At 61.6% G+C, this 24,161-nt stretch carries 22 protein-coding genes; 9 read left to right on the forward strand and 13 right to left on the reverse strand.

Features of this window, described 5'->3' with window-relative positions; translation table 11 throughout:
- Positions 1 to 12 precede the first annotated feature (12 nt).
- The 3 genes from gcvH (at position 13) to J5N58_RS00345 (ending at position 3,839) form a co-directional block, all read left to right on the forward strand.
- On the forward strand, positions 13 to 375 hold the full coding sequence (gene gcvH / locus J5N58_RS00335; RefSeq protein ID WP_112828230.1) for a glycine cleavage system protein GcvH: 363 nt from the start codon (positions 13 to 15) through the stop codon (positions 373 to 375).
- Positions 372 to 3,236 carry an aminomethyl-transferring glycine dehydrogenase gene (gene gcvP / locus J5N58_RS00340; protein ID WP_113437634.1) on the forward strand — a complete coding sequence of 955 codons (2,865 nt, stop codon included), beginning with the start codon at positions 372 to 374 and terminating at the stop codon, positions 3,234 to 3,236. Before gcvH ends, gcvP begins: the two co-directional genes overlap by 4 nt.
- 276 nt (positions 3,237 to 3,512) lie before the next feature.
- Positions 3,513 to 3,839: a flagellar basal body protein gene (locus J5N58_RS00345; RefSeq protein ID WP_112828228.1), complete on the forward strand. Its 327-nt coding sequence runs from the start codon at positions 3,513 to 3,515 to the stop codon at positions 3,837 to 3,839.
- A 27-nt stretch (positions 3,840 to 3,866) separates the two neighbouring features.
- Here J5N58_RS00345 and prmB read toward each other — a convergent pair whose 3' ends face one another.
- A complete protein-coding gene (gene prmB / locus J5N58_RS00350) occupies positions 3,867 to 4,796 on the reverse strand; it encodes a 50S ribosomal protein L3 N(5)-glutamine methyltransferase (RefSeq protein ID WP_244709093.1) in 930 nt (309 codons plus the stop codon).
- Between the two features lie 185 nt (positions 4,797 to 4,981).
- Between prmB and J5N58_RS00355 the strand changes: the two genes are divergently transcribed.
- Positions 4,982 to 5,797, forward strand: a complete 816-nt coding sequence (locus tag J5N58_RS00355) for a pseudouridine synthase (RefSeq protein ID WP_244709095.1) — start codon at positions 4,982 to 4,984, stop codon at positions 5,795 to 5,797.
- A 122-nt stretch (positions 5,798 to 5,919) separates the two neighbouring features.
- Here the strand turns inward: J5N58_RS00355 and J5N58_RS00360 are convergent, their stop codons facing one another.
- Positions 5,920 to 6,450 (reverse strand): hypothetical protein, encoded by a 531-nt coding sequence (locus J5N58_RS00360; RefSeq protein ID WP_244709097.1) that lies wholly within the window; start codon positions 6,448 to 6,450, stop codon positions 5,920 to 5,922.
- Positions 6,451 to 6,487: 37 nt separating this feature from the next.
- Here J5N58_RS00360 and J5N58_RS00365 point away from each other — a divergent pair, with 37 nt between their 5' ends.
- Positions 6,488 to 7,183, forward strand: a complete 696-nt coding sequence (locus tag J5N58_RS00365) for a hypothetical protein (RefSeq protein ID WP_113467512.1) — start codon at positions 6,488 to 6,490, stop codon at positions 7,181 to 7,183.
- 111 nt (positions 7,184 to 7,294) lie between these two features.
- Here J5N58_RS00365 and J5N58_RS00370 read toward each other — a convergent pair whose 3' ends face one another.
- The 9 genes from J5N58_RS00370 to J5N58_RS00410 form a co-directional block, all read right to left on the reverse strand.
- The gene (locus tag J5N58_RS00370) at positions 7,295 to 7,924 is read right to left on the reverse strand and encodes a LysE family translocator (protein ID WP_113424854.1); all 630 of its coding nucleotides are present in this window, start codon (positions 7,922 to 7,924) and stop codon (positions 7,295 to 7,297) included.
- A 1-nt stretch (position 7,925) separates the two neighbouring features.
- Positions 7,926 to 8,375, reverse strand: a complete 450-nt coding sequence (locus tag J5N58_RS00375) for an Lrp/AsnC family transcriptional regulator (protein ID WP_113424855.1) — start codon at positions 8,373 to 8,375, stop codon at positions 7,926 to 7,928.
- Positions 8,376 to 8,533: 158 nt separating this feature from the next.
- Positions 8,534 to 8,923 carry a Fe-S cluster assembly scaffold SufA gene (sufA, locus tag J5N58_RS00380; protein WP_112828223.1) on the reverse strand — a complete coding sequence of 130 codons (390 nt, stop codon included), beginning with the start codon at positions 8,921 to 8,923 and terminating at the stop codon, positions 8,534 to 8,536.
- 70 nt (positions 8,924 to 8,993) lie between these two features.
- Positions 8,994 to 9,374: an SUF system Fe-S cluster assembly protein gene (locus J5N58_RS00385; RefSeq protein WP_112828286.1), complete on the reverse strand. Its 381-nt coding sequence runs from the start codon at positions 9,372 to 9,374 to the stop codon at positions 8,994 to 8,996.
- A gap of 10 nt (positions 9,375 to 9,384) precedes the next feature.
- The gene (locus J5N58_RS00390; RefSeq protein ID WP_244709100.1) at positions 9,385 to 10,629 is read right to left on the reverse strand and encodes a cysteine desulfurase; all 1,245 of its coding nucleotides are present in this window, start codon (positions 10,627 to 10,629) and stop codon (positions 9,385 to 9,387) included.
- A complete protein-coding gene (sufD, locus tag J5N58_RS00395; RefSeq protein ID WP_113424857.1) occupies positions 10,622 to 11,896 on the reverse strand; it encodes a Fe-S cluster assembly protein SufD in 1,275 nt (424 codons plus the stop codon). The genes J5N58_RS00390 and sufD overlap by 8 nt, the downstream gene beginning before the upstream one ends.
- Positions 11,897 to 11,921: 25 nt before the next feature.
- Entirely contained in the window at positions 11,922 to 12,677 is a 756-nt protein-coding gene (gene sufC / locus J5N58_RS00400) for a Fe-S cluster assembly ATPase SufC (protein ID WP_113340292.1), read from the reverse strand.
- Positions 12,678 to 12,751: 74 nt separating this feature from the next.
- Positions 12,752 to 14,221 (reverse strand): Fe-S cluster assembly protein SufB, encoded by a 1,470-nt coding sequence (gene sufB, locus J5N58_RS00405; protein WP_113424858.1) that lies wholly within the window; start codon positions 14,219 to 14,221, stop codon positions 12,752 to 12,754.
- 160 nt (positions 14,222 to 14,381) lie between these two features.
- On the reverse strand, positions 14,382 to 15,548 hold the full coding sequence (locus J5N58_RS00410) for a cysteine desulfurase family protein (protein ID WP_244709102.1): 1,167 nt from the start codon (positions 15,546 to 15,548) through the stop codon (positions 14,382 to 14,384).
- A 214-nt stretch (positions 15,549 to 15,762) separates the two neighbouring features.
- Here J5N58_RS00410 and J5N58_RS00415 point away from each other — a divergent pair, with 214 nt between their 5' ends.
- Both J5N58_RS00415 and J5N58_RS00420 read left to right on the forward strand, forming a co-directional pair.
- Positions 15,763 to 16,440, forward strand: coding sequence for an alpha/beta hydrolase (locus tag J5N58_RS00415; protein ID WP_112828283.1), 678 nt, complete (start codon positions 15,763 to 15,765; stop codon positions 16,438 to 16,440).
- Between the two features lie 154 nt (positions 16,441 to 16,594).
- Positions 16,595 to 17,458: a patatin-like phospholipase family protein gene (locus tag J5N58_RS00420; RefSeq protein ID WP_244709104.1), complete on the forward strand. Its 864-nt coding sequence runs from the start codon at positions 16,595 to 16,597 to the stop codon at positions 17,456 to 17,458.
- Positions 17,459 to 17,464: 6 nt separating this feature from the next.
- Here J5N58_RS00420 and J5N58_RS00425 read toward each other — a convergent pair whose 3' ends face one another.
- Positions 17,465 to 18,589 carry an anhydro-N-acetylmuramic acid kinase gene (locus tag J5N58_RS00425; RefSeq protein WP_244709106.1) on the reverse strand — a complete coding sequence of 375 codons (1,125 nt, stop codon included), beginning with the start codon at positions 18,587 to 18,589 and terminating at the stop codon, positions 17,465 to 17,467.
- 151 nt (positions 18,590 to 18,740) lie between these two features.
- Between J5N58_RS00425 and tyrS the strand changes: the two genes are divergently transcribed.
- A complete protein-coding gene (gene tyrS, locus J5N58_RS00430) occupies positions 18,741 to 19,997 on the forward strand; it encodes a tyrosine--tRNA ligase (protein WP_112828217.1) in 1,257 nt (418 codons plus the stop codon).
- A 123-nt stretch (positions 19,998 to 20,120) separates the two neighbouring features.
- Here tyrS and J5N58_RS00435 read toward each other — a convergent pair whose 3' ends face one another.
- Positions 20,121 to 23,423 carry a DUF3971 domain-containing protein gene (locus J5N58_RS00435; protein WP_244709108.1) on the reverse strand — a complete coding sequence of 1,101 codons (3,303 nt, stop codon included), beginning with the start codon at positions 23,421 to 23,423 and terminating at the stop codon, positions 20,121 to 20,123.
- Between the two features lie 257 nt (positions 23,424 to 23,680).
- Here J5N58_RS00435 and bcp point away from each other — a divergent pair, with 257 nt between their 5' ends.
- Complete coding sequence (bcp, locus tag J5N58_RS00440; protein ID WP_112828215.1) at positions 23,681 to 24,148, forward strand: thioredoxin-dependent thiol peroxidase; 468 nt, start codon at positions 23,681 to 23,683, stop codon at positions 24,146 to 24,148.
- The last annotated feature ends 13 nt before the right edge of the window (positions 24,149 to 24,161 follow it).

Genomic DNA, 24,161 nt, shown 5'->3' on the forward strand with positions numbered 1-24,161 from the left:
GAGAGAGAACCAATGCTGAAATTCACCGCAGAACACGAATGGCTGAAGATCGAGGGCGATGTAGCGACGGTGGGCATCACCCGCCATGCCGCCGAACAGCTCGGCGACCTCGTCTTCGTCGAGCTTCCCGAGGTCGGCGCAACCTTCGACAAGAACGGCGAAGCTGCCACCGTCGAGAGCGTGAAGGCTGCGTCCGAGGTCTATTGTCCGCTTGACGGCGAAGTGACCGAAATCAACCAGGCGATCGTCGACGACCCGTCGCTCGTCAACTCCGATCCGGAAGGGGCTGCCTGGTTCTTCAAGCTGAAGCTCAAGAACGTCTCGGATGCCGATGCCCTGCTTGATGAAGCCGCCTACAAAGAGCTGATCGCATGACCACGCCCGTCGAATTCCAGTTCACCGACTACCAGCCCTACGACTTCGCCAACCGTCGCCATATCGGCCCCTCGCCTGCCGAAATGACGGATATGCTGAAGCTCATCGGCTACCCTTCCCTCGATGCCTTGATCGATGCGACAGTACCCGGCTCGATCCGCCAGAAAGCGCCCCTCGTCTGGGGCGCCGCCATGACGGAACGCGAGGCGCTCGACACGCTGCGTGACATCGCCAACCGCAACAAGGTGCTGACCTCGCTCATCGGTCAGGGCTATTACGGCACGATCACACCGCCGGTCATCCAGCGCAACATCCTGGAGAACCCGGCCTGGTACACGGCCTACACGCCTTACCAGCCCGAGATTTCGCAAGGCCGTCTCGAGGCGCTGCTGAACTTCCAGACGATGATTACGGACCTCACCGGTCTCGACGTCGCCAACGCCTCCTTGCTGGACGAAGCGACCGCCGCCGCCGAGGCCATGGCGCTTTCCGAACGTACCGCCAAGTCCAAGGCCAAGGCCTTCTTCGTCGATAAGAACTGCCATCCGCAGACCATCGCCGTCATTGAGACGCGCGCAGCCCCGCTCGGCTGGCAGGTCATCGTCGGCGATCCCTTTGCCGATCTCGACCCGACCGAGGTCTTCGGTGCGATCTTCCAGTATCCTGGTACCTATGGCCATGCGCGCGACTTCTCCGGCCTGATCGCCCGCCTGCACCAGACCGGCGCAATTGCAACGCTCGCCGCCGATCCGCTGGCGCTGACGTTGCTGAAGTCCCCCGGCGAAATGGGCGCCGATATCGCCATCGGCTCGACCCAGCGCTTCGGCGTTCCGGTCGGTTATGGCGGTCCGCATGCCGCCTACATGGCCGTCAAGGATGCGATCAAGCGCTCCATGCCGGGCCGCCTCGTCGGCGTCTCCGTCGATGCCCGTGGCAACCGTGCCTACCGCCTGTCGCTGCAGACCCGCGAACAGCATATCCGCCGAGAAAAGGCGACCTCCAACATCTGCACGGCGCAGGTGCTTCTCGCCGTCATGGCCTCCATGTATGCCGTTTTCCATGGACCGGATGGCCTGAAGGCAATCGCCCAGCAGGTGCACCAAAAGGCCGTTCTGATGGCCAAGGGCCTGGAAAAGCTCGGCTACAGGATCGAGCCGGAAACCTTCTTCGACACCATCACCGTCGAGGTCGGCCACATGCAGGGCCTCATCCTGCGCGCGGCCGTCGCCGAGGGCGTCAACCTGCGCAAGGTCGGCAACACGAAGATCGGCATGTCGCTCGACGAGCGCACCCGTCCCGCAACGCTTGAAGCCGTCTGGCGGGCCTTCGGCGGCAATTTCGCGGTCGCCGACTTCACCCCGGAATACCGGTTGCCGAAGGATCTGGTCCGCGCCAGCGATTACCTGACTCACCCGATCTTCCACATGAACCGTGCCGAAAGCGAGATGACGCGCTATATCCGCCGTCTCTCCGACCGCGACCTCGCGCTCGACCGGGCAATGATCCCGCTCGGCTCCTGCACGATGAAGCTCAATGCCACGGCGGAAATGCTGCCAATCACCTGGCCGGAATTTTCCGAGATCCATCCCTTCGCACCCGCCGATCAGGCTCAGGGTTACAGGCAGATGATCGACGACCTGATCGAGAAGCTCTGTGCCGTCACCGGCTACGACGCCTTCTCGATGCAGCCGAATTCCGGCGCGCAGGGTGAATATGCCGGCCTGCTCACCATCCGCAACTATCACCTCTCGCGCGGCGACAGCCACCGGACGGTCTGCCTGATCCCGACTTCCGCCCACGGCACCAACCCCGCTTCCGCGCACATGGCCGGCATGACGGTCGTGCCGGTCAAGGCGAAGGACAACGGTGACGTCGACCTCGACGATTTCCGCGCCAGGGCCGAGCAATATGCCGACACGCTGTCCTGCTGCATGATTACCTACCCCTCGACCCATGGCGTATTCGAGGAAACGGTGCGGGAGATCTGCGAGATCACCCACAGGCACGGCGGCCAGGTCTATCTCGACGGCGCCAACATGAACGCCATGGTCGGCCTTGCCCGCCCCGGCGACATCGGCTCCGACGTCAGCCACCTCAACCTGCACAAGACCTTCTGCATCCCGCATGGCGGCGGCGGTCCGGGCATGGGGCCGATCGGGGTCAAGGCGCATCTGGCCGCCTTCCTGCCGGGTCACGTCGAGACCGACGGCCGCCCGGGTGCGGTGTCGGCGGCACCCTATGGTTCGCCCTCGATCCTGCCGATCTCCTGGTCCTACTGCCTGATGATGGGCGGTGAAGGCCTGACGCAGGCGACCAAGGTCGCGATCCTCAACGCCAACTACATCGCCGCACGGCTGAAGGGCGCCTATGAAGTGCTCTACAAGTCCGAGGCCGGCCGCGTGGCGCATGAGTGCATCATCGACACCCGCCCGCTTGCGGCCTCAGCCGGCGTCACCGTCGACGACATCGCCAAGCGGCTGATCGACTGCGGCTTCCACGCCCCGACCATGAGCTGGCCGGTCGCCGGAACCCTGATGATCGAACCGACGGAAAGCGAGACCAAGGCTGAGATCGATCGCTTCTGCGACGCCATGCTGGCGATCCGCGAGGAGGCCCGCGCCATCGAGGAAGGCCGGATGGACAAGGACGACAACCCGCTGAAGAATGCCCCCCACACGGTGGAGGACCTCGTCGGCGAATGGAACCGGCCCTACAGCCGGGAACAGGCCTGCTTCCCGCCCGGCGCCTTCCGCGTGGACAAGTACTGGTCGCCGGTCAACCGCGTCGACAACGTCTACGGCGACCGCAACCTCGTCTGCACCTGCCCGCCGATGAGCGAATACGCGGAAGCGGCCGAATAACAAAAACCATCAGGGAGGGCGCGGTTCCTGCCGCGCCCTTCGCCGTCTCAAAACGTCATTCCTGTGCTCGTCACAGGAATCCAGCCAGCCCAAGTCCCTGGGCTGAAGGAACTCGCGAACCACTGGACGCCGGTCGGGTGATGACGGAGCAAGACCCGTCCCGTTTCGATACACGCGCCAGCCATTCCGAGCGGATCGCTAACCCTGCCCCTTCAACCTTTGCTAAACCGCACCTTGTAGAACCATCCCATCCGAATTTTCGAGGTTGGACGAGCAATGGGCATTTCGGCAGTTCTGAATATCGCAGCCTCAGGCCTGCAGGCGAATACCAGGCGCCTTGCCGCCACTGCCAACAATGTCGCAAATGCCGCGACCCCCGGCTACAATCGCCTCGAAACCAGCCTCACCAGCCAGCCTTATGGCGGCGTCTCGGCAAGCGTCTCCCCATCGAACAGCACGACCTTCGACGACGCCTCCAATGTCGACCTCGGCTCCGAACTCATCGACATGAAGACCGCCGAAATCGGCTACAAGGCCAACGCCGCAGTCTTCGAAACCGGCGCCGACCTCTGGGATGTGTTGATGAGCATCAAGAAGGATTGAGGTTCGCGTCGCCCCTTCTCTCGGGCCTTAGACCAACCCCTCGACACCCAGCGCTTCCGCCGTGATCCAGAACACCGCATCCTGGGACTCGGCCGTTTCCAGCCAGACGAATTCCAGATGCGGGAATTCCTCCTCGAGGATTTCGCGGCCCGAACCGATCTCGCAGATCATTCCGCCGCCCGGATTGAGGTGATCCGCGGCCTCGTTGAGAATTCTCCTGACGAGCTCGAGACCGTCCTCCCCACCGTCATGGGCCATCGCCGGTTCGGCGAGGAACTCCGCCGGATAGCCCTCCATCGCGGCATGATCCACATAGGGCGGGTTGGTGATGATGAGGTCGTACTTGCGTCCGACAAGCGGCTCGAACAGATCGCCCTCGAACAGGCTTACCTGATCCTCGACCTCATGTTCCCTGAGATTAAGCTTGGCGACATCAAGCGCATCGGCCGAAAGATCGACCGCATCGACCGCCGCGTTCGGCAGGAATTTGGCGGCGAGGACCGCAAGGCAACCCGAACCCGTGCAGATATCGACGGCGCTCTCCACCGCCATCGGATCGGGCAAAAAGGACGAGCCCTGCGGATTGAGGTATTCGGAAAACAGGATTTCCCCGATATGCGAGCGCGGCACGATCACCCGTTCGTCAACATGGAACCGCACGCCCTGGATATAGGCGCGGCCGGTGAGATAGGACGAAGGCTTTCGGGTCGTGACGCGCGCCTCGATCCTGTCTGCAAGAAGCCGCCGTTCCGAAGGCAGAAGTCGAGAGTCGAGGAACGGATCGAGCGCATCGATCGGTAGCTCTAGAGAATCGAGCAACAGGAAGGCCGCATCGTCGCCCGCAGTCGTCGTGCCGTGACCGTAGCTCAGGTTCGCCGCGTTGAAGCGGGAAATCGCATAACGCCAGTAGTCGCGCAGCGTTACGAGTTCACCGGTAATGTCGTCCAGCTTCGCCATTCTCTTCACTCCAAACTTGCGCCATCTTGCGAATTGCCGGTTGCTGAACGGCAGGCACGGTCTTATTGCAGACACTCCAAAGGCACGTTTCAGCAATTCCGGACCCAGGTCCGCCGCGCGCTTCTCTTGAACGTGCTCTAGAATGACAAGGGTCGGCGGGTCAACAGATCCTGTCAGGAGAACGCATGGCGCCACGGGAACGAAAAGACAGCCGCAACCGGCCGAAACCGGCCCTCGCCCGCAAGCAGGAGGTGTCTCAAGGCGGCAAGCGCGTCACCATAGCCCGCGCGCTCTCGAAACTCGGCTACTGTTCCCGCTCCCAGGCCGAGGAGCTGGTGACCGCGGGGCGCGTGTCGCTGGCCGGTCGCATCGTCAGGGACCTCCAGACCTGGGTCGATCTTTCGGACGCTGCGATTGCCGTGGATGGCAAACCCGTGATCGCGGAAAAGCGCGTCTACCTGATGCTGAACAAGCCGCGCGGCCTCGTCACCACCCGCCACGACCCGGAGGGACGCGCGACGGTCTTCGATTGCCTGAAGGACCTCGATCATACCCACCTCTCCCCCGTCGGCCGGCTCGACAAGGCAAGCGAAGGACTGCTGCTCTTCACCAACGACACGGAATTCGCCCAAAGCCTGCTCGATCCCGAGACCCATCTGCCGAAGACCTACCACGTCCAGACCGACCGCATCGCCACCGACGAGATGCTTCATGCCCTGACGACAGGCATCCGCCATGACGGCGAGTTTCTCCACGCCGAAAGCGTGAAAAAACTGCGCGAAGGCGATAAGAACTCATGGCTGGAGATCGTCCTCGACGAAGGCCGCAACCGCCAGATCCGCCGCATGCTCGAAGCCCTCGGCATCTCGACGCTGCGCCTCATCCGCGTCTCAATCGGCAACCTCCCCCTCGGCGATCTCGAAAAAGGCGCCGTGCGTTCGCTGACAGACAAGGAGGTCGAGGACTTGCGAAGCCTTGTTGCGGCCAGGGCTGCGAAGTAACGCGTCCAAAGCCACTGCTCGGGTTTCATAGGAAAAGCTGACGGCGACCGAAGGAGTGTCGCTATGTGCAGTGAGGTAATCACGGCCCGAAACGCTCAACATCCGACAATTCCGGCTCCATCTCATCGAACATAAGCTTGAGCACCCCGGCGCCAGCCCCATTCGCCTCGAGCGGTGTGAGCATAAGGTAAAGCCGGCCAACCAAGAACCGCGGCCCGCACGGAGACATCTACGGGCAATCCATCCGGCGTAACGGCCCATTTTCCCTTACCAGAGGCCAGCCAGCCGGGCGCTTCCAAAAATACCTCGGCGGAAGCCCAGCCATCGGCGCTGAACAATATCAGCGCATCGCCATGCCTAACGCTCCCCAGCGAAGAAACAAACGGAGCCTGTTCGCTATGCCAGCGACCAACAAAAGGCCTATCGCCTGCGGCGGCCTCATTCGTCGCATTGAAGAATAAAAATAATAACGATATCAATATGTTAAAATGAAATTCGGACGCAATTGTCCGCGGTGAAAACCACATCCCGAAATCTGAAATGAACGTCATCAAAACGACCAAGCGGAACAAAGATATCGCCGCAGCGCCAGACCACTTGCTTTTTAGTTTACGTTTACCATTTTTTCTTGAGTGGTCCGGATAAGATTTCATTCAATGCGAATGGAAGACGGAAATTGTGGAGAGATCGTTGAACGCCATTCCGCCTCTTTTCAAAAAAATAATTATCCATCCCATTTTTGTCGGAGCTTTTTTCATCGCCTCGATTGTTGTTGCCGCAAAGGACATCACAAGTGGACTGTCAGATATCCTCAACTCATCGCCAAGCAACGCTCCACAATATATCACCCCGCTTCTCGAACTGCCTCAATGGGCTGCGTATCTTATCATCTTACTCTCGATTTGCTTCGCAACAGCAGCAACCATCCAGGGCATAAAGAACCTTCTCTCGCCTCCGATCAGAAACGCGTTAATTTCACTCATCGCCGCATCATCCTTGATTTACCTCGGATTCTGGATCATGCGATTGGCATCCTCAGTGGATTTCCCCCTCGTGTGGCTTGCTGCCGCGATGTTGGAATATCTCATCTGCATTCTCGTGAAGATGTTGCTCGATGTCGCCCTTCACGGACACCTGGAAAAAGCACAGGTCCGAGTTCCCGCCCCCCAACTTCCTTCAGCGCCGATTCTCGAATTCATCGAAAAGGAGAAGGCAAAGGAGCGCGATAAGAAGGCTGCAGAGCACAGAAAGCAGCAGATGCTTGCACTCGCTCAGGCTGGGCGCGCAGGTCCGACGTTGGAGGAGAAGAAGGCAATGAGGAAGGAGGCCGAATACTGGCGTTACGTTCAGAGTCTACCGATGCGCCAACGCGTTCTGCACTACTAGACAATTTCGCTGAAAACCAGGCTGAGCTTGGCGCAGATCAGCGTGGATGAGCGCGTCAACGTCCTTCAAGATGCCTTAACGCAACAGCAACAGCAGGCTGTTTCAGGAGCCTCAAGCCACCAGTAGCGCCTTGACCCCCATGCCGAGAGCGAGGACGCCGAAGACCAGCAGGACCAAGCCGGAGGCGCGGGCGACCCAGTGGGAGAAGCTTTCCGGCAGACGGTGGTGGAGCAGCGATACCGTTCCGCACAGGAAGAACCACCAGAGCAGCGATCCGGCAAAGACGCCGACCACGACAAAGGCGGCACTCGAGCCATCCACGGCACCCGCAATCCCAAGCCCCGCCAGGATTGCGGCGAAGGACAGGATGGTCGCGGGGTTTGCCATGGTCAGCAGGAAGGTGGCGACTGTCGTGGAGAACAGGTCGCGCGCGCCAATGCTCGCAGCGACCGCGGCCGGGCGGGGCTGGAAGCTTTTCACCCCGAGCCACAGCATGAAGGCACCACCGAAGAGTTGCAGGGGCACGGTGATTGCATCGAAGAACATCGTAAAAGCGGCAAAGCCGGCAGCCGCCATCAGCGCAAAGGTGCAATCGGCCAGCGCCGTGCCGAGACCGCCGGCGATCCCCGCCCAGAAGCCGCGTTCCAGCGTCCGCGAGATGCAGAGCGTGCCGATCGGTCCAAGCGGGGCAGCGATGGCAAGACCGAGCAGGATGCCCTTGCCGAACAGGAAAAGGCTCATGTCAGTTCTCCGCTGAAGTAAAGGCGCGCTCGGTGGGCGTGGAAAGCGCGATCATGGTCTGGCTGCGGGCAAGGAAGCGCCGCGACTTGAGTTCGGAAAGAAAGGCCTCGACGCCGGCGAGATCCCGGACGCGGATCTTGACGAGGTAGGACCACTCCCCGGTGACATGGTGGCATTCCGCAACGGCCGGATGCCCTTCCGCAAAGGCCCTGAAGGCCTCCTCACCGGTATCGTAATCGAGCGAGACGAGCAGGAAAGCTGTAACCGAAAGCCCAAGTGCTGCCGGATCGGCATCCACGGTGAAGCGCTTGATCGCCCCGTCGGCGACCAGACGGCGTATGCGGTCGTTGACAGCCGAAGGCGACAGCCCCACCCGCTCGCCGATATCGGCAAGCGAACGTCGGGCATCCTCGGCCAGCAATCCGGTGATTTTGCGGTCTATTGCATCCATGACAGGTACATATGCGGAATATCGGCCAACATCAATATATTTTGCGAAAAATGTTCGCGATAACCGCAAATACAGGGTAGCGACGCAAGGTCTCCCGCAAAACATAAGGTCCGGCGCTTGCCGGACCTCAGCATGGAGATCGAGGTTCCGGGCGGCGGTCAGCGGGCCGCAACGGTTTCCTTCTGCCGGGCGAGTTCCGCAAGATCGGCGGCCTTGAGTTCGACCGATTCGCCGCAGCCGCAAGCCGAAGTCTGGTTGGGATTGTGGAAGGTGAAGCCCGAGCGCAGCTTGGTCGTCTCGAAATCCATCTCGGTCCCCAGCAGGTAAAGAACGGCGGCCGGATCGATCCAGACGCTTGCGCCGTCACGGCTGATAAGGTCGTCCTTCGGGTTGGGCTCGGTGACGAGGTCGATGGTGTACTCCATCCCCGCGCAGCCGCCCTTCTTGATGCCGACGCGGATGCCGCGCGCACCGGGACCGGAATTTTCGACGATAGCCCGAACGCGCGCCGCAGCCGCATCCGTCATGCTCATGACTTGAAAGCCCATGCTGTTCTCCTGTCGCAACCGGGTTCAAGGTCCGGTGCTTCGGTGAATGTAGTTGCCGTCTTGACGGCGATCAATACCAGCCGACGGCGACCTGTGCTTCTTCCGACATGCGGTCCGGCGTCCACGGCGGATCGAAGGTCATTTCCACCTCGACGCCCGATACGCCCTCAACCGCGCTGACGGCATTCTGCACCCAGCTCGGCATCTCGCCGGCAACCGGGCAGCCCGGTGCGGTCAGCGTCATGACAATCTTGACCATCCGGTCGTCGTCGATATCGATCTTGTAGATCAGGCCGAGTTCGAAGATGTCGGCCGGAATTTCCGGGTCGTAGACTGTCTTCAGCGCAGCGATGATGTCGTCGGAAAGCCGCGCGACCTCCTCGGCGGGGATCGCCGTGTGCACGATGCCATCGCGGACATCCGGCTTCTGTTCGGTTTCATTCATGCTCATCGTCTGATCCTCACGCGAAGAAGGTGCGGGCATGGTCCAGCGCATCGGCCAGCGCGTCGACCTCTTCACGGGTGTTATATAGGGCAAAAGACGCCCGGCAAGTGGAGGTCACGCCGAAACGGGCAAGAAGCGGCTGGGCGCAATGGGTTCCGGCCCGGACAGCCACGCCGCGCCGGTCGATCAGCATCGACACGTCATGGGCGTGAATGCCGGCAAGTTCGAAGGAGAAGATCGAGCCCTTGCCCGGCGCATTGCCGATAATCCTCAGCGAATTGATCGCCGAAAGGCGCTCATGCGCATAGGCGCGCAAGCTCTCCTCATGGGCAGCGATCGCCTCGCGGCCGAGGCTTTCCATGTAATCGAGCGCATAGCCGAGCCCGATCGCCTGGACGATCGGCGGCGTGCCGGCCTCGAAACGGTGCGGTGGGTCGTTGTAGGTGACGTTGTCTTCCGTCACCTCGACGATCATCTCGCCCCCGCCCATGAAGGGCCGCATTTCCTTCAGCCGCTCCATCTTGCCGTAGAGCACGCCGATACCGGAGGGGCCGTAGAGCTTGTGGCCGGTCACGGCATACCAGTCGCAGTCGATGTCCTGCACGTCGACAGGCATATGCACGGCGCCCTGGCTGCCATCGATCAGCACCGGAATACCGCGGGCGTGGGCGATCCGGCAGACATCCTTGACCGGAACCACCGTGCCGAGCGCATTCGACATATGGGTGATCGCCACGAGCTTGGTGCGCTCGGTCAGGCAGTTCTCGAAGGCCTCGAGATCGAAAGAGCCGTCTTCGTGGACCGGCGCCCAGACGAGTTTCGCGCCCTGACGTTCGCGGATGAAATGCCACGGAACGATATTGGAATGATGCTCCATGATCGAGAGGACGATCTCGTCGCCCTCGCCGATATGGGTCATGCCCCATCCGTAGGCAACCGTGTTGATCGCCTCGGTCGAGGACTTGGTGAAGACAAGTTCGTCCACGGAACCGACATTGAGGAAGCGCCGCACCTTTTCGCGCGCCGCTTCATAGGCATCGGTTGCCGCATTCGAGAGGAAATGCAGGCCGCGATGCACATTGGCGTATTCGTGAGAATAGGCATGCGCCACCGCGTCGATCACCAGCTTCGGCTTCTGCGCCGAGGCGGCATTGTCGAGATAAACCAGAGGCTTGCCGTAGACCTCGCGGGAAAGGATCGGGAAATCCTCCCTCACCTTCTGGACGTCGTAGCCGGACTTCGTGGAGGAAAGATCAGCCATGACGTTCCAGCCAGTCGGAAATGATCCCTTCCAGCGCCTCCACCAGAGCCTCGTCTTCCAGTTCCTCGACCACTTCGGCCACGAAGGCGTTGACCAGCAGCGCCCGCGCCTTCTTCTGCGGAATACCGCGCGCCATCAGGTAATAGAGATGGGTATGGTCGATGTCGGCGACCGTCGCGCCATGGGCGCACTGCACGTCGTCGGCGAAGATCTCGAGTTCCGGCTTCACCGAAAACTCGCCGTCATCCGAAAGCAGCAACGTATTGCAGGCCATGCGCGCATCGGTCTTCTGGGCGTCGGGCGCAACCCGGATCTGCCCCTGGAAGACGCCACGCGCCCGGTCGAACACCACGTTGCGGATGACCTCGGTCGAGGTGGTGTTGGGCAGGTCGTGGCCGAGCGTCATCGTCACGTCGGTATGGCTTTCGCCGCCGAGCAGATTGACGCCGCGAAGGGTGAAATCCGATCCCTCGCCTGCGGTCCGGACATGGATTTCCTGACGCACCAGCTTGCCGCCGGCATTGATGACGAAGAGCTTGAACTTGGCATCCGCGCCGAGTTCAACCTTGATCTGGGCAAGATGGGTATCGGCAAGTCCCTGCGTCTGCACGATGATCCAGACGATCTCGGCGCCGTCCTCGATCTTCAGGTCGCTGACGGAAGAAACGAGCGCGGCCTCTTCACCGGCATTGAGGTGGCGTTCGATCACCACGGCCTTGCTGGCCCGGCCGAAACGGGCGGGAAAGCGCACATGCACCTGGCCCGCTCCATGGATGGCCTGCAATTCGATCGGAGCCTCGGGTGTGGCGTCGGCAGCGATCGTCAATTCGAAGCCGTCTTTTACGAAGCTGCCGTTCAGCCGGCCGACTGCGTCATCGGACCCGGTGGCCGTCAGCCGGGCGGCGGCAGTGCCGTCGGCGAGCGCATCGCGATAGGCGGTGGCGGTCACGCCCTCCGGCAGGCTGACGTCGTCGGCCCTGCCCTGGGCGACGGAAAGAAGCGTCGAACCTTCCACGATCGGCACGACCGCCTTGGCGAGCGCCGAGGGATCGATCGCAGGCACGGCACGCAGCAGCGCCTTGAGATCGGTATAATGCCAGGCCTCGATACGGCGTGTCGGCAGGCCGGCGCGCTTCAGTTCGTCGAACAGCCTGTCACGGGCGGCAAGCACCGCGCCATCGCCGGGCAATGCGCCGATTTCCGCGCCATAGGCTTCGATCAGCTGGCTTTCTGCCGCCGTCAGCCTGTTTGCAGCTTGCAATGTCATGATCTGCACTCCTTGCTGCGAACGATCAGGCAGCCGCCCCGATGATGTCGGCATAGCCATTGGCTTCGAGTTCCAGCGCAAGATCCTTGTCGCCGGTCTTGATGATCTGGCCCTTGTAGAGAACGTGAACCGTATCCGGCACGATGTAGTCGAGCAGGCGCTGGTAGTGCGTGATGACGATGACCGCGCGATCCGGCGACTTCAGCGCGTTGACGCCATCGGCGACGATCTTCAGTGCATCGATGTCGAGACCGCTGTCGGTTTCGTCGAGAATGCAGAGATTGGGCTCCAGAAGCGCCATCTGCAGAATTTCCGCACGCTTCTTCTCGCCACCGGAGAAGCCGACATTGAGCGGACGCTTCAGCATATCGGGGTTGATCTTCAGCTCGGCGGAAGCTTCCTTCACCCGGCGCATGAATTCCGGCGTGGTCAGCTCGTCTTCGCCGCGCGCCTTGCGCTGCTCGTTCATCGCCACCTTGAGGAACTGCATGGTGGCGACGCCCGGAATTTCCACCGGATACTGGAAGGCAAGGAAGATGCCCTTGGCCGCGCGCTCTGCCGGGTCGAGGTCCAGAATGCTCTCGCCATTGTAGAGGATCTCGCCCTCGGTGACCTCGTAGTCCTCGCGGCCGGACAGAATGTAGGACAGCGTCGACTTGCCGGAGCCGTTTGGACCCATGATCGCAGCGACTTCACCAGCCTTTACGGTCAGGTTCAGGCCGCGAATGATCTCGGTGCCGTCTTCGGCGATGCGGGCGTGCAGGTTCTTGATTTCAAGCATGGTCATATCCTTCCGGACGAATAGGGTAATGCGCTTCGAGGCGCAGGAAATCGGTTACCGGGATGGTCGGCCGTTTAGCCGACCGATCCTTCAAGGCTGATGCCGATCAGCTTCTGCGCTTCGACGGCGAATTCCATCGGCAGTTCCTGAATGACTTCGCGGACGAAGCCGTTGACGATGAGCGCAATGGCCGCTTCTTCCGGGATGCCGCGCTGCAGGCAATAGAACAGCTGGTCTTCCGAGATCTTCGAGGTCGTCGCCTCGTGCTCGAACTGGGCCGTGGCGTTCTTCGCCTCGATATAGGGCACGGTATGCGCCCCGCACTTGTCGCCGATCAGAAGGCTGTCGCACTGGGTGAAGTTGCGGGCGTTCTCGGCCTTGCGGTGGGCCGAAACCTGACCGCGATAGGTGTTGTTCGAGAAGCCGGCCGAAATGCCCTTGGAGATGATGCGGCTCGACGTGTTCTTGCCGAGATGGATCATCTTGGTGCCGCTGTCGACCTGCTGGTGGCCGTTCGAAACCGCGATCGAGTAGAACTCGCCGCGCGAACCGTCGCCGCGCAGGATGCAGGACGGATATTTCCAGGTGATCGCCGAACCGGTCTCGACCTGGGTCCAGGAGATCTTGGAATTCCTGCCACGGCAATCGCCACGCTTGGTGACGAAGTTGTAGATGCCGCCCTTGCCGTCCTTGTCGCCCGGATACCAGTTCTGGACGGTGGAATACTTGATTTCGGCATCGTCGAGCGCCACGAGCTCGACGACAGCCGCGTGCAGCTGGTTTTCATCGCGCTGCGGCGCGGTGCAACCTTCGAGATAGGAGACGTATGCTCCTTCCTCGGCGATAATCAACGTGCGTTCGAACTGGCCGGTGTTCTTCTCGTTGATGCGGAAATAGGTCGATAGCTCCATCGGGCAACGAACGCCCTTCGGAACGAAGACGAACGAACCATCGGTGAACACGGCCGAATTCAGCGTTGCATAATAATTGTCGGTGACCGGAACGACGGAGCCGAGATACTTCTGCACGAGGTCTGGATATTCGCGGATCGCTTCGGAAATCGACATGAAGATCACGCCGGCCTTCTTCAGCTCTTCCTTGAAGGTGGTGACGACAGAAACGGAATCGAAAACCGCATCGACCGCGATCTTCGACTTCTCGACGCCTGCCAGAATTTCCTGTTCCTTGAGCGGAATCCCGAGCTTTTCATAGACCTTCAGAAGCTCCGGATCGACCTCGTCGATGGACTTCGGCCCCTCCGCGGTCTTGGGCGCCGCATAGTAGTAGATGTCGTTGAAGTCGATCTTCGGATAGTTGACGCGCGCCCAGGTCGGCTCTTCCATGGTGAGCCAACGCTTGTAGGCATCGAGCCGCCACTGCAGCATCCAGTCCGGTTCATGTTTTTTCGCGGAAATGAAGCGGATGATGTCTTCCGACAGGCCCTTGGGGGCCTTGTCGACCTCGATCATCGTCTCAAAACCGTACTTGTACTGGTCGACATCGATCTGGCGGACCTGATCGATCGTTTCCTGCACGGCAGCCATTTGCGTTCTCCAATCTTGCCGGGTCCAAGGTCCGGCAGCTTGTCAACGTGTGAAGCGGAAACCCGCTCTTATGTAATCGCCAGAGGCGAATTTTCACCCCTTATGGCAAGGATAAAATTGCATTTTGCCAATTTTATCCAAGTCTTCCTCGTTCAGGCCCTCACGCGGCCTGACCGGCCAATTTCCGTCGCGCCGCGACCCGCGCGAAGATCCCGATGGCGAGATCGATTTCCTCGCTGGTCGTCGAGTGCCCGAGAGACATGCGCAGGCCTCCCGTCTTCGCATCCTCGCCCATCGCGGTCAGCACATGGCTCGCCCCGACCTTGCCGGAGGAACAGGCCGCGCCCGCCGAAAGGGAAAGCCCTTCCAGATCGAAGGCGATCTGACCGGTCTCCGCCTTCAACCCCGGCAGAGTGAAGAAACTCGTATTCGCCACGCGGGCCACGCCACGGCCATGGATCACCACGTCCGGCGCGGCGTCCCGCATGCCCTTTTCCAGCCGGTCGCGCAAGGCGCCGATTGCCGCATTGCGTGCATCGAGGCCACGGACCATGAAGGCCGCCGCCGCGCCGAAACCGGCGATCGCCGCGACATTCTCCGTGCCGGCGCGATGGCCCTTTTCCTGCCCGCCGCCACGGATGAGCGGCGCGGGCATCAGGGTCTCGCCGCGACTGACGAGTGCTGCCGCACCCTTCGGACCTGCGATCTTATGGGCAGAAAGGATCAGGAAATCGGCGCCGAGCCGTTCCATATCGAGCGGCAAGCGGCCAGCAGCCTGTACGGCATCGACGACGAGGAGGCCGCCGTGTACCCGCACGATCTTGGCCGCAGCCTCCACCGGCTGCACGATGCCGGTCTCGTTGTTGACCAGCATGATCGCCACCAACGCGAGGCCGTCTTCCGCTCGATGAGCCGAAAGCAGGCGTTCAAGCGCTTCGAGATCGACCACCCCGCTTCGCAGGACGGGGATTTCGGTGATGCGGTCTGCCGGAAAACGCCCGCCTTCGCGGATCGCCGGATGCTCGATCGCGGACACATAGAGACGGCCGACGGACAGCGGAGCCCGGCCCATGCGGAAATCGGGGGTCAGCACCAGATTGGCGGCCTCGGTCGCGCTCGCGGTAAAAATCACCGAAGCGGGATTGGCGCCGACCAGCATCGCGACCTGCCGCCTCGCGGCTTCGACAACGGCGCGTGCCGCGCGCCCCTCGGCATGGACGGAGGACGGGTTGCCGGGAAGCGCAAGCGCATCGACCATGGCAAGACGCGCGGGCTCGCAAAGCGGCGCCGTGGCGTTCCAGTCGAGATAGATGCGTTGCCTGCTCATGGGTTCCTGCCTGACGCTCCTCATTCACAACCGGCGCATTTTCCTTGAAATTTCCGCCGGGCTTGTCCTATGACACGATCCAACATGGATGGACAGCCATTCCAGTTTTGAACTGTTCTAAACTGAGTTTTAGAAAAGCTGACTGACTTCGTCAAGTCATCTCTCTGAAACGATGGACCGTGAACCGATTTTTTTCACAGGGACCGGAGTCTCAATGCCTGAAGTGATATTCAATGGCCCGGCGGGCCGCCTCGAGGGACGCTACCAGCCATCCAAGGAAAAGAGCGCGCCGATCGCCATCATCCTGCATCCGCATCCGCAGTTCGGCGGAACGATGAACAACCCGATCGTCTATCAGTTGTTCTACATGTTCCAGAAGCGCGGCTTCACCACGCTGCGCTTCAATTTCCGTGGCATCGGCCGCAGCCAGGGTGAGTTCGACCATGGCGCAGGCGAGCTTTCGGATGCGGCTTCCGCACTCGACTGGGTGCAGAGCCTGCATCCCGACTCGAAGAGCTGCTGGGTAGCCGGTTACTCCTTCGGCGCCTGGATCGGCATGCAGCTGCTGATGCGCCGGCCGGAAATCGAAGGCTTCATGTCGATTGCGCCGCAGCCCAACATCTACGACTTTTCCTTCCTCGCCCCCTGCCCTTCGTCCGGCCTCATCATCCACGGCGATGCCGACAAGGTCGCGCCCGAAAAGGACGTCCAGGGTCTGGTCGACAAGCTGAAGAGCCAGAAAGGCATCCTGATAACCCACAAGACGGTTTCGGGCGCCAACCACTTCTTCAACGGTCAGGTGGAAACCCTGATGAGCGAATGCGAGGACTATCTCGACCGTCGCCTCGAGGGCGATCTGGTGCCGGAACCCGCCGCCAAGCGCATCCGCTGACATCGGGAACAATTCGTTCGAAGGCGTCGACCGAAAGGCCGGCGCCTTTTTCTTTGCGGCGTCATCCGACCAACATTGACAAGGACACGGGAGATAGTTCTCAATTGAACAATTGAGACGTCGTCCTTTTCAGTTAGCCCGTTATACGACCGCAATGACCGGAAGCCTTTCCTTCGATGCCATCGGCTTTGCCGGAGGCGGCAACCGCTGCTACTGGCAAAGCGGTTTCTTCGAGGCGTTAAACGCGCGCCACCCTCAGCGGCCGAACTACTACGTCGCCGTTTCGGCCGGGGCCTATCACTGTGCGATGAACCTTGTCGGCGTCGGCGAACGGGTGCGCGCCGCAGCTTTTGCCTTTGCCGAGCGAAAAATGCCGGATATCGACTGGTCGGCCCTACGCCGCCGCCGGTCGCCTCTGGTGGTCGGCGTTCTCTTCCGCGATTTCCTGACGGAGCAGTTCGGCAGGGCGGAGCTGGCGGCCCTGCATGACGCCCCGCCCATCCTGATCCAACTTTCCGCCCCGCCGGCATGGATGCCCGGAGGCGTGGCTGCGCTGGGCTCGATCACCGCCTACCAGATCGAGAAGCGCCTCACCGGCGGCGCCCATTCGAAGGCCGGTTCCTATCTCGGGCTGAAACCTGTATGGATCTCGACGCACGAGATCGACAGCCCGGCCATGCTTGTCGATGCGCTCATGGCGACGTCCTCGGTGCCGCCGTTCATGCCGGTCGGACGCATTGCCGGGAGAGCCCATCTCGACGGCGGACTGGTCGACAATCCTCCGCTTCGCAGACTGATGGAAACGGAAAAGACCGGCGGCAGGACCCTCCTGCTCACCACCCGCTACGCCAAACTGCCACCCTCGGCGCCGGAACGGATCGTAGTCGGACCGAGCGAGGATATCCCGGTCGACAAGTTCACCGTCGGCGACGCGGCCGGGCTGCGCCACGCCTACGAGGTCGGGCGGCGGGACGGGGCTGCCTTCGCTGAAAAGCTACCGGAACTGCTTGCAGCCTGAAACTTCCTACCCCTGGGTCCGGGCCAGAATGCCACCGCTCACCGGCTTGCGCACTCCGGTCGTTCCGGGAAAGGTCAGCGGTAATCCCTTCAACGAACGTACCGCGAGATAGGCCCATGCCTCAGCCTCCATCGCGTCCCCGTCGAAGCCGGCATCCTCGGCAGAGAGCACGACCGACCCATGACGCGCCGCGAGGTCCCTCAGGTCTGCCATGATAATGCGATTATGCCGGCCGCCGCCGCAAATGACGAAAGTCCCCGGCATTTCAGGGAGATGGCCGGAGGATTTCAGGATCGCGGCGGCCGTCAGGTAGGCGAGCGTTCGTGCACCGTCGGAAAGTTCGGCCTCGCCGCCCTCCGGCGGTAGGAAGTCGTTGCGATCGAGCGAGCGGCGCTTTTCCGCGGTGAAGAACGGACTATCGAGGTAACGCTCGACAAGAGACGCGACCACCCGTCCCTCCGAGGCGATCATCCCGCCCTGATCGTAGGGAACGCCGGCATGGGTCTCCACCCATTGGTCGATCAGCGTATTGCCCGGCCCGCTGTCGAAGGCGACGATCTCGCCGTCGCGCCCGAGAAAGGTCAGGTTGGATATGCCGCCGATATTGACGAAGCAAACCGGCCACGCCGCTCCCTTCAGTCCTTGCGCCAGCGCCGCGTGGTAGGCGGGAACCAGCGGCGCCCCCTGTCCCCCATGAACCATGTCGTTGGCGCGCATGTCATAGATCACGTCGATGCCGGTCCTGGCCGCCAGCATCGGGCCGTCGCCGATCTGCACCGTCAATGCGTCGTCGGGCCGGTGCAGTACCGTCTGGCCGTGGAAACCCAGAATATCGATATCGGCGGCGTTCAATCCGTTCAAAGCCAGAAAGCGCTCGACCGCATCCCCATGCCGGAGCGTCAGCTCCCTTTCGAGATCGGCAAGGATGCCGGGCCGCTCCGTCCGGACGCGGATTGTCTTTGCATCCTCCAGCCCCCGTTTCAGGCGATCGCGGAAAGCGGGATCGTAGGGCACGGCGAGGAAGGGACCGCGTTCGACCACGTTTTGACCATCCGTCGCCAGCATGGCGACGTCGATCCCGTCCATCGACGTTCCGCTCATCAGGCCGATCGCCCGCACCAGTTCGCTCACACTGCACTCCCGTCTGTCAAAAGGCACCCTCGACCGCCCGAATGAATCGCATCAGCAACATTCATGGCCGAAAGACGTGCACATTTCAAAAAACAGTGCTAAAGCCGCCGCGAAATTTAATATCCCGCACGATCCAGAGAGTTCCAAGGTCATGACGAAGCTCAAGTCCGATTTCCTCCGCACCATGCATGAACGCGGCTTCATTCATCAGATTTCCGATGAAAGCGGCCTCGACGATCTGCTGAGCAAGGAAACCGTCACGGCCTATATCGGCTTCGACCCGACGGCGCCTTCGCTTCATGCCGGCGGCCTCATCCAGATCATGATGCTGCACTGGTTCCAGGCGACCGGCCACCGGCCGATCTCGCTGATGGGCGGCGGCACCGGCATGGTCGGCGATCCCTCCTTCAAGGAGGAGGCGCGCCAGTTGATGACCATCGACACGATCGAGAGCAACATTGCATCGATCAAGCGGGTCTTCGCCAACTACCTCGACTACGACAAGGGTCCGAAGGGCGGCGCCCTGATGATTAACAACGCCGAATGGCTGCGGTCGCTCAACTACCTCGAATTCCTGCGCGATGTCGGCCGTCACTTCTCGGTCAACCGCATGCTGTCCTTCGACAGCGTCAAGACGCGCCTCGACCGCGAACAGTCGCTGTCCTTCCTCGAATTCAACTACATGATCCTGCAGGCCTACGACTTCGTGGAACTCAGCAAACGCTACGAGTGCCGGCTGCAGATGGGCGGTTCCGACCAGTGGGGCAATATCGTCAACGGTATCGATCTCGGCCACCGCATGGGTACGCCACAGCTCTACGCGCTGACCTCGCCGCTTCTCACCACGTCTTCGGGTGCCAAGATGGGCAAATCGGTAAACGGCGCCGTCTGGCTGAATCCGGACATGCTGTCCGCCTATGACTTCTGGCAGTACTGGCGCAACACCGAAGACGCCGATGTCCCGCGCTTCCTGAAGCTCTACACGACCCTGCCGATGGCCGAAATCGGCCGACTGGCGTCGCTCGGCGGCTCGGAAATCAACGAGGTCAAGAAGATCCTCGCGACCGAGATCACCGCCATGCTGCACGGCCGCGAAGCCGCCGAACAGGCAGCGGAAACCGCCCGCAAGACGTTCGAGGAAGGCGGTCTTTCAGAGAACCTCCCGTCGATCGACGTGCCTGCCGCTGAACTTGACGCCGGTCTGGGCCTGCTTTCGCTGATCGTGCGCGCCGGTCTCGCCGGTTCGAACGGCGAAGCCCGCCGCCATGTCCAGGGCGGCGCGGTGAAGATCAATGACGCGGCAGTCAACGACGAGCGCATGACCGTGGGCAGCGGCGAAGTCACCGCCGACGGCGTTATCAAGCTCTCGCTCGGCAAGAAGAAGCACATCCTGGTTCGTCCGGCCTGACCCTGAAACCGGCATCCAATGTCAAAAAAGCCGGCGTCTTCGCCGGCTCTTTTGTCTCTCCTGTCTGAACACGACCGGCAAAGCGAGCGGTGCCGATGGCGCGCCGTTCGCACCGGAAGCACCCTAGCGGAACTCGAAGATCTGCCGGAAGACGCCGGGGGCTATGAGCGACAGGGGATTGATCGTCAGCTTGGGCTGTTCGGTAGCGCCCGTCAGCTTGAAGGTGATGCCGAGCAGGCCGCGATCCCGGCCGTTGCCAAGCAGGATGCCGATCACCGGCAATTCGGCAAACAGCCGGTTGAGCCCATAGGCGGGCATGAAGGTTCCGGTCATGTCGATCCGCCCGTTGGCGTCCCGTACGGTTCCCTGGATAGTCGCACCGACCTGTTCGCCGCGAACGATGCCGTTGTCGATGCGAAGCGTCGAGTCCGAATAGACCAGACGGGCAAAGGCGCGCTGGAACCGCGCGCTGCTGACATCGATATCCCGCCTGACCGCGCTGTTCAAGCTTCGACCGTCGGCACCGGTCGGCGTGGAAACGATCGACTGCAGGCGCTGTTCGTTCTCCACCTGGAAATTGCGGATATCGAGCGAACCGTTCCAGATCCCGTTTGCGCTTTCCGCAAGCTTGAGGTTGAGCAGGCCGCCGATCATATGATCGTAGAGATCGATGAAGCGGCTGAGCGCACCGGCATCGCTGCTGGTTACGGAAACCTCGCTGAGGCCTTCCGGCCGGCGAAGTTTGGCCACCAGCGCCTGTCCCGTATCCGTGACGGCCGAAATATCGAGCGCGGTCGTCTTGCCGCCGCGCGAGCCATAGGTCAGCGATACATTGCTCATTGCCTCGTCGCCAAATCCGACCACGCGATCGAGCTTTGCCTGGAGCCGAAGATTGAGATTCGACTCCCCGCTGCCTCCCTTGCTCCCGCCCCCCTTGGCGCCAGCCGGCCCGTCCGATTTCATCTTGGCCACCAGTGAGCGGACATCCGCCGACTTGCCGGAGATGTTGACGTCATAGGTTCCCTTGGCCAGGCGCAGGACCAGTGCGAAATCGTCACCGGGAGAAAGCTGCATGCTGCCGAAATCGGCCGAAATCAGCCCATCCTTGCCGGCGGCGAGGTTGCCCTTGGCGCCGAACCCGTCGCCGTCCAGAACGAACTTGTCGATGGCAGTCTGGCCATTTTCCCCCTCGACCGTCTCGAAGCTCGCTTTGGCGGCAATACCCTGCCCCTTCGACCAACCGATCCACGGCACCATGAGGTTGGCGGATTTCAGATCGACGCTGACCGCCTGACGGTTCTCATCAAGACGCGTCAGTTCCACCGCAACCGGTCCGTCGATGATGCCGTCGAGGCCCGGCGCCAGCTTGTCGCGGTCGGCATTGCTCAGCGTAGCCTTCACGACCCGTTCGCGCGCCACATCCGAATCCGAATCCACCGGTTCGGTCATCGCGATATCCATGGGAACCCCGTCGACACCTGCCTTCGCCTGCAGACGAGCGGCGCGCGGATCGACATCGAGCGTACCGTCGACATCGGAGATCACACGATCGCCGAACGGTTTGGCGATATCGACGCCCTGAAGCTGCAGGCTGGCCTTCCAGACCGGTTCCGGAGGATTCTGGTCGGCGATCAGTCCGAGACGAACCTGCGCAGACCCCTTGACCTCGCCGGAAAAGTCCTCCGGCACGAAGCCGACCCGCTGCAGGGCGCGCATCGGCTTGAAGGAGACGAGTTCGGCGACCGCGTCGGCAGCGCCGGACACCGCGATGTCGATGTCGGCCATCAGCGGCTTGACATAAACGTTGTCGAGCCCGATGCCGCCGCCTTCAATCTTCACCATGCGCCCCGACGGGAAATAGGAGGCCGCCGACTTGATGTCGACCGCCACCTTGCCGCCGGTCATGTCGAAATGCGCATTGAGATCCCTCAGCGGCGGGATATCGCCGGTGACATTCATTCGGGCATTGACGATATCGAAATTGATATTGAGTTCGTTCGCGTCGAGATGCAGCGGCCTGGGCTCGACGGTCAGCCGGTCCTGGGGAATGAAGACCGAGATCTGGCCGTGCGTGACGGTTCCGCCGAAGATGTTGGCCAGCACCCATTTCCTCGGCTTGTCCGCCATCCAGTAGGGCCAGAGCTGCTTGATGACGCCGGACTTCATATTGTTAATCAGGGCGTCGAAGCGGATTTCGGGACCCGTGCCAACGAACCGGATGCGCAGGTTTCCGTCCATGGTGCCGGAAGGCGTGGAGACCGACAGCGTATCGATCTGCAGTTCCTTCGCCTCGTTCACATAGCGGCCGAAAACCTTGAGGGAGAACGGAAAAGGCGTATCTCCGGACGCGGGAACGGCAGCAAGCCCCTGCGAGACGACAAGATCGATGCCGAAGCCGGTACCGGGCACGGTGTTCCCCGGCAACCGGTCGAGATCGATGAGGCCGCCGGACAAGGGCAGGACCATCGGTCCGAATTCCATGCGCGAGGTCGAGGCGACCTCCAGCGTATCCTTGGCGAAGTCATAGCCGAGATCCAGATGCGCGCGGGTCAGTTCCTGCGGATTGCCGTCGAAATAGAATGTCCCGGCCTGACTGTTCAGCGTCATCGTCATCGCCGGCGTACGGCCCTCGCCCGCCCGCTTGGCCGAAATGATGACTTCGGAAGACCCGTCGAGCCCCTGGCGTGGATTGCCCGTCTTGTCGCGCCTCAGCAGGAAGGGCGTAAGCCTGAGATCGGCGACGCGCATGGTCAGCGACTGTGCGCGACCGCCGTCGTTGACGGTGAGCGCCGTCAGTTCGGTCTGCTGGCCGTTGATGGAAATCGCGCCATACATCGACAACGAATTGTCATCCCCGCGCTCCATCGCCAGATCGTCGACGGCAATCGTCATGGGACGGCCGCTGGCGCTTGTCGCCGAGATTTCGAGACCGCCGACCCTCATCCGGTCGAGACCGCCTTTGGCGATGAAGGACTGCACGATGTCGAGTTGACGGAACGACTCCTCGAGCACGGCCGGAATGTGGTCGATCCTGAGTTTCGACAGGTCGAGCGGTTCGCTGGCCGGCAATAGCCGGGCGTCGAGCGCCACGCCTTCGCTCTCGATCTCCCGAACCCTGATTTTGCCTCCGAGCAAGGCGACCGGATCGAGAATGAGACGGACAGACTGTGTTCTGGCAATCGGGCTGCTGTCGGCTTCCCCGACCATCGAAACGTCCCGCGCCTCGATGGCAAGCTGAAAGCCCTCGGCAAAACGGATAGCGGTGCCGCCGATCTCGGCGCGATAAGCCGGCGCAACGGCTGAGTTGAGCGCGGAACGGGCAACGTTAGAGAGAACGGAATCGAGACCGCCGGCTTCGATCAGCGCAAAGATACCGCCTGTAATCAGCACGAAAAAAGCGAGCACGCCAAGAGACCAACGTCCCACGCCCCCCAGGACGGTGGACCGCGGAGGGCAATGCACAATGATGGGATCCTCGATTCGGGCCGAGGGCATTTCGTGCAGGGGAACGAAGTCTTCTTTGCGAAATCTTATCTTTTCGCCGCGGATCTCTCCCATGTGTCTGGCGATTGTCTCCGTCCAAGGATGCCGATATTCACAGTCGCGCTGGACGACCTCGGTCCGGACTATATATCGATAGCCGTGACAATCATCCATAAAACGGGCAAAAGAAAGGTTATCCCATGGCGGAATTGGCAGTTGGCGATCAGGCCCCCGACTTCACCCTGCCGCGCGACGGCGGCGGCTCGGTTTCGCTTTCGACGTTTGGCGGCAAGCCGGTCGTTCTATACTTCTATCCCAAGGACGACACCAGCGGCTGCACGGCCGAGGCCATCGCCTTTACCGAGCTCGCAGACGAATTCGCCAAGGCTGGCGCAGAGATCATCGGCATGTCTCCGGACAGCGTCAAAAGCCATGACAAGTTTGCCGGCAAGCACAATCTTTCCATCACGCTGGCCTCCGACGAGGAGAAGACAGTGCTTTCAGCCTATGGCGTCTGGAAGGAGAAGAGCATGTATGGCCGGACCTACATGGGCGTCGAACGCACCACCTTCCTGATCGACCGCGCCGGGCGGATCGCCGCCATCTGGCGCAAGGTCAAGGTTCCCGGCCACGCCGAAGCGGTTCTGAATGCGGTCCGCGCCCTGTGAGCGGCAAGCGCCC

Origin of the sequence: Paenirhizobium cremeum (assembly GCF_022884085.1) — a bacterium.
Lineage (GTDB): Bacteria > Pseudomonadota > Alphaproteobacteria > Rhizobiales > Rhizobiaceae > Allorhizobium > Allorhizobium cremeum.

Bases quoted from the DNA above. Each gene is read 5' to 3' on its own strand.
- gcvH (WP_112828230.1), top strand. From the start codon at position 13: ATGCTGAAATTCACCGCAGAACACGAATGGCTGAAGATCGAGGGCGAT.
- J5N58_RS00415 (WP_112828283.1), top strand. From the start codon at position 15,763: ATGCCTGAAGTGATATTCAATGGCCCGGCGGGCCGCCTCGAGGGACGC.
- J5N58_RS00360 (WP_244709097.1), bottom strand. From the start codon at position 6,450: ATGAAATCTTATCCGGACCACTCAAGAAAAAATGGTAAACGTAAACTA.
- tyrS (WP_112828217.1), top strand. From the start codon at position 18,741: ATGACGAAGCTCAAGTCCGATTTCCTCCGCACCATGCATGAACGCGGC.
- sufC (WP_113340292.1), bottom strand. From the start codon at position 12,677: ATGCTTGAAATCAAGAACCTGCACGCCCGCATCGCCGAAGACGGCACC.
- sufB (WP_113424858.1), bottom strand. From the start codon at position 14,221: ATGGCTGCCGTGCAGGAAACGATCGATCAGGTCCGCCAGATCGATGTC.
- prmB (WP_244709093.1), bottom strand. From the start codon at position 4,796: ATGGCGAAGCTGGACGACATTACCGGTGAACTCGTAACGCTGCGCGAC.
- gcvP (WP_113437634.1), top strand. From the start codon at position 372: ATGACCACGCCCGTCGAATTCCAGTTCACCGACTACCAGCCCTACGAC.
- sufD (WP_113424857.1), bottom strand. From the start codon at position 11,896: ATGACATTGCAAGCTGCAAACAGGCTGACGGCGGCAGAAAGCCAGCTG.
- J5N58_RS00420 (WP_244709104.1), top strand. From the start codon at position 16,595: ATGACCGGAAGCCTTTCCTTCGATGCCATCGGCTTTGCCGGAGGCGGC.
- J5N58_RS00355 (WP_244709095.1), top strand. From the start codon at position 4,982: ATGGCGCCACGGGAACGAAAAGACAGCCGCAACCGGCCGAAACCGGCC.
- sufA (WP_112828223.1), bottom strand. From the start codon at position 8,923: ATGGGCTTTCAAGTCATGAGCATGACGGATGCGGCTGCGGCGCGCGTT.
- J5N58_RS00385 (WP_112828286.1), bottom strand. From the start codon at position 9,374: ATGAGCATGAATGAAACCGAACAGAAGCCGGATGTCCGCGATGGCATC.
- J5N58_RS00410 (WP_244709102.1), bottom strand. From the start codon at position 15,548: ATGAGCAGGCAACGCATCTATCTCGACTGGAACGCCACGGCGCCGCTT.
- J5N58_RS00370 (WP_113424854.1), bottom strand. From the start codon at position 7,924: ATGAGCCTTTTCCTGTTCGGCAAGGGCATCCTGCTCGGTCTTGCCATC.
- J5N58_RS00390 (WP_244709100.1), bottom strand. From the start codon at position 10,629: ATGGCTGATCTTTCCTCCACGAAGTCCGGCTACGACGTCCAGAAGGTG.
- J5N58_RS00375 (WP_113424855.1), bottom strand. From the start codon at position 8,375: ATGGATGCAATAGACCGCAAAATCACCGGATTGCTGGCCGAGGATGCC.
- bcp (WP_112828215.1), top strand. From the start codon at position 23,681: ATGGCGGAATTGGCAGTTGGCGATCAGGCCCCCGACTTCACCCTGCCG.
- J5N58_RS00345 (WP_112828228.1), top strand. From the start codon at position 3,513: ATGGGCATTTCGGCAGTTCTGAATATCGCAGCCTCAGGCCTGCAGGCG.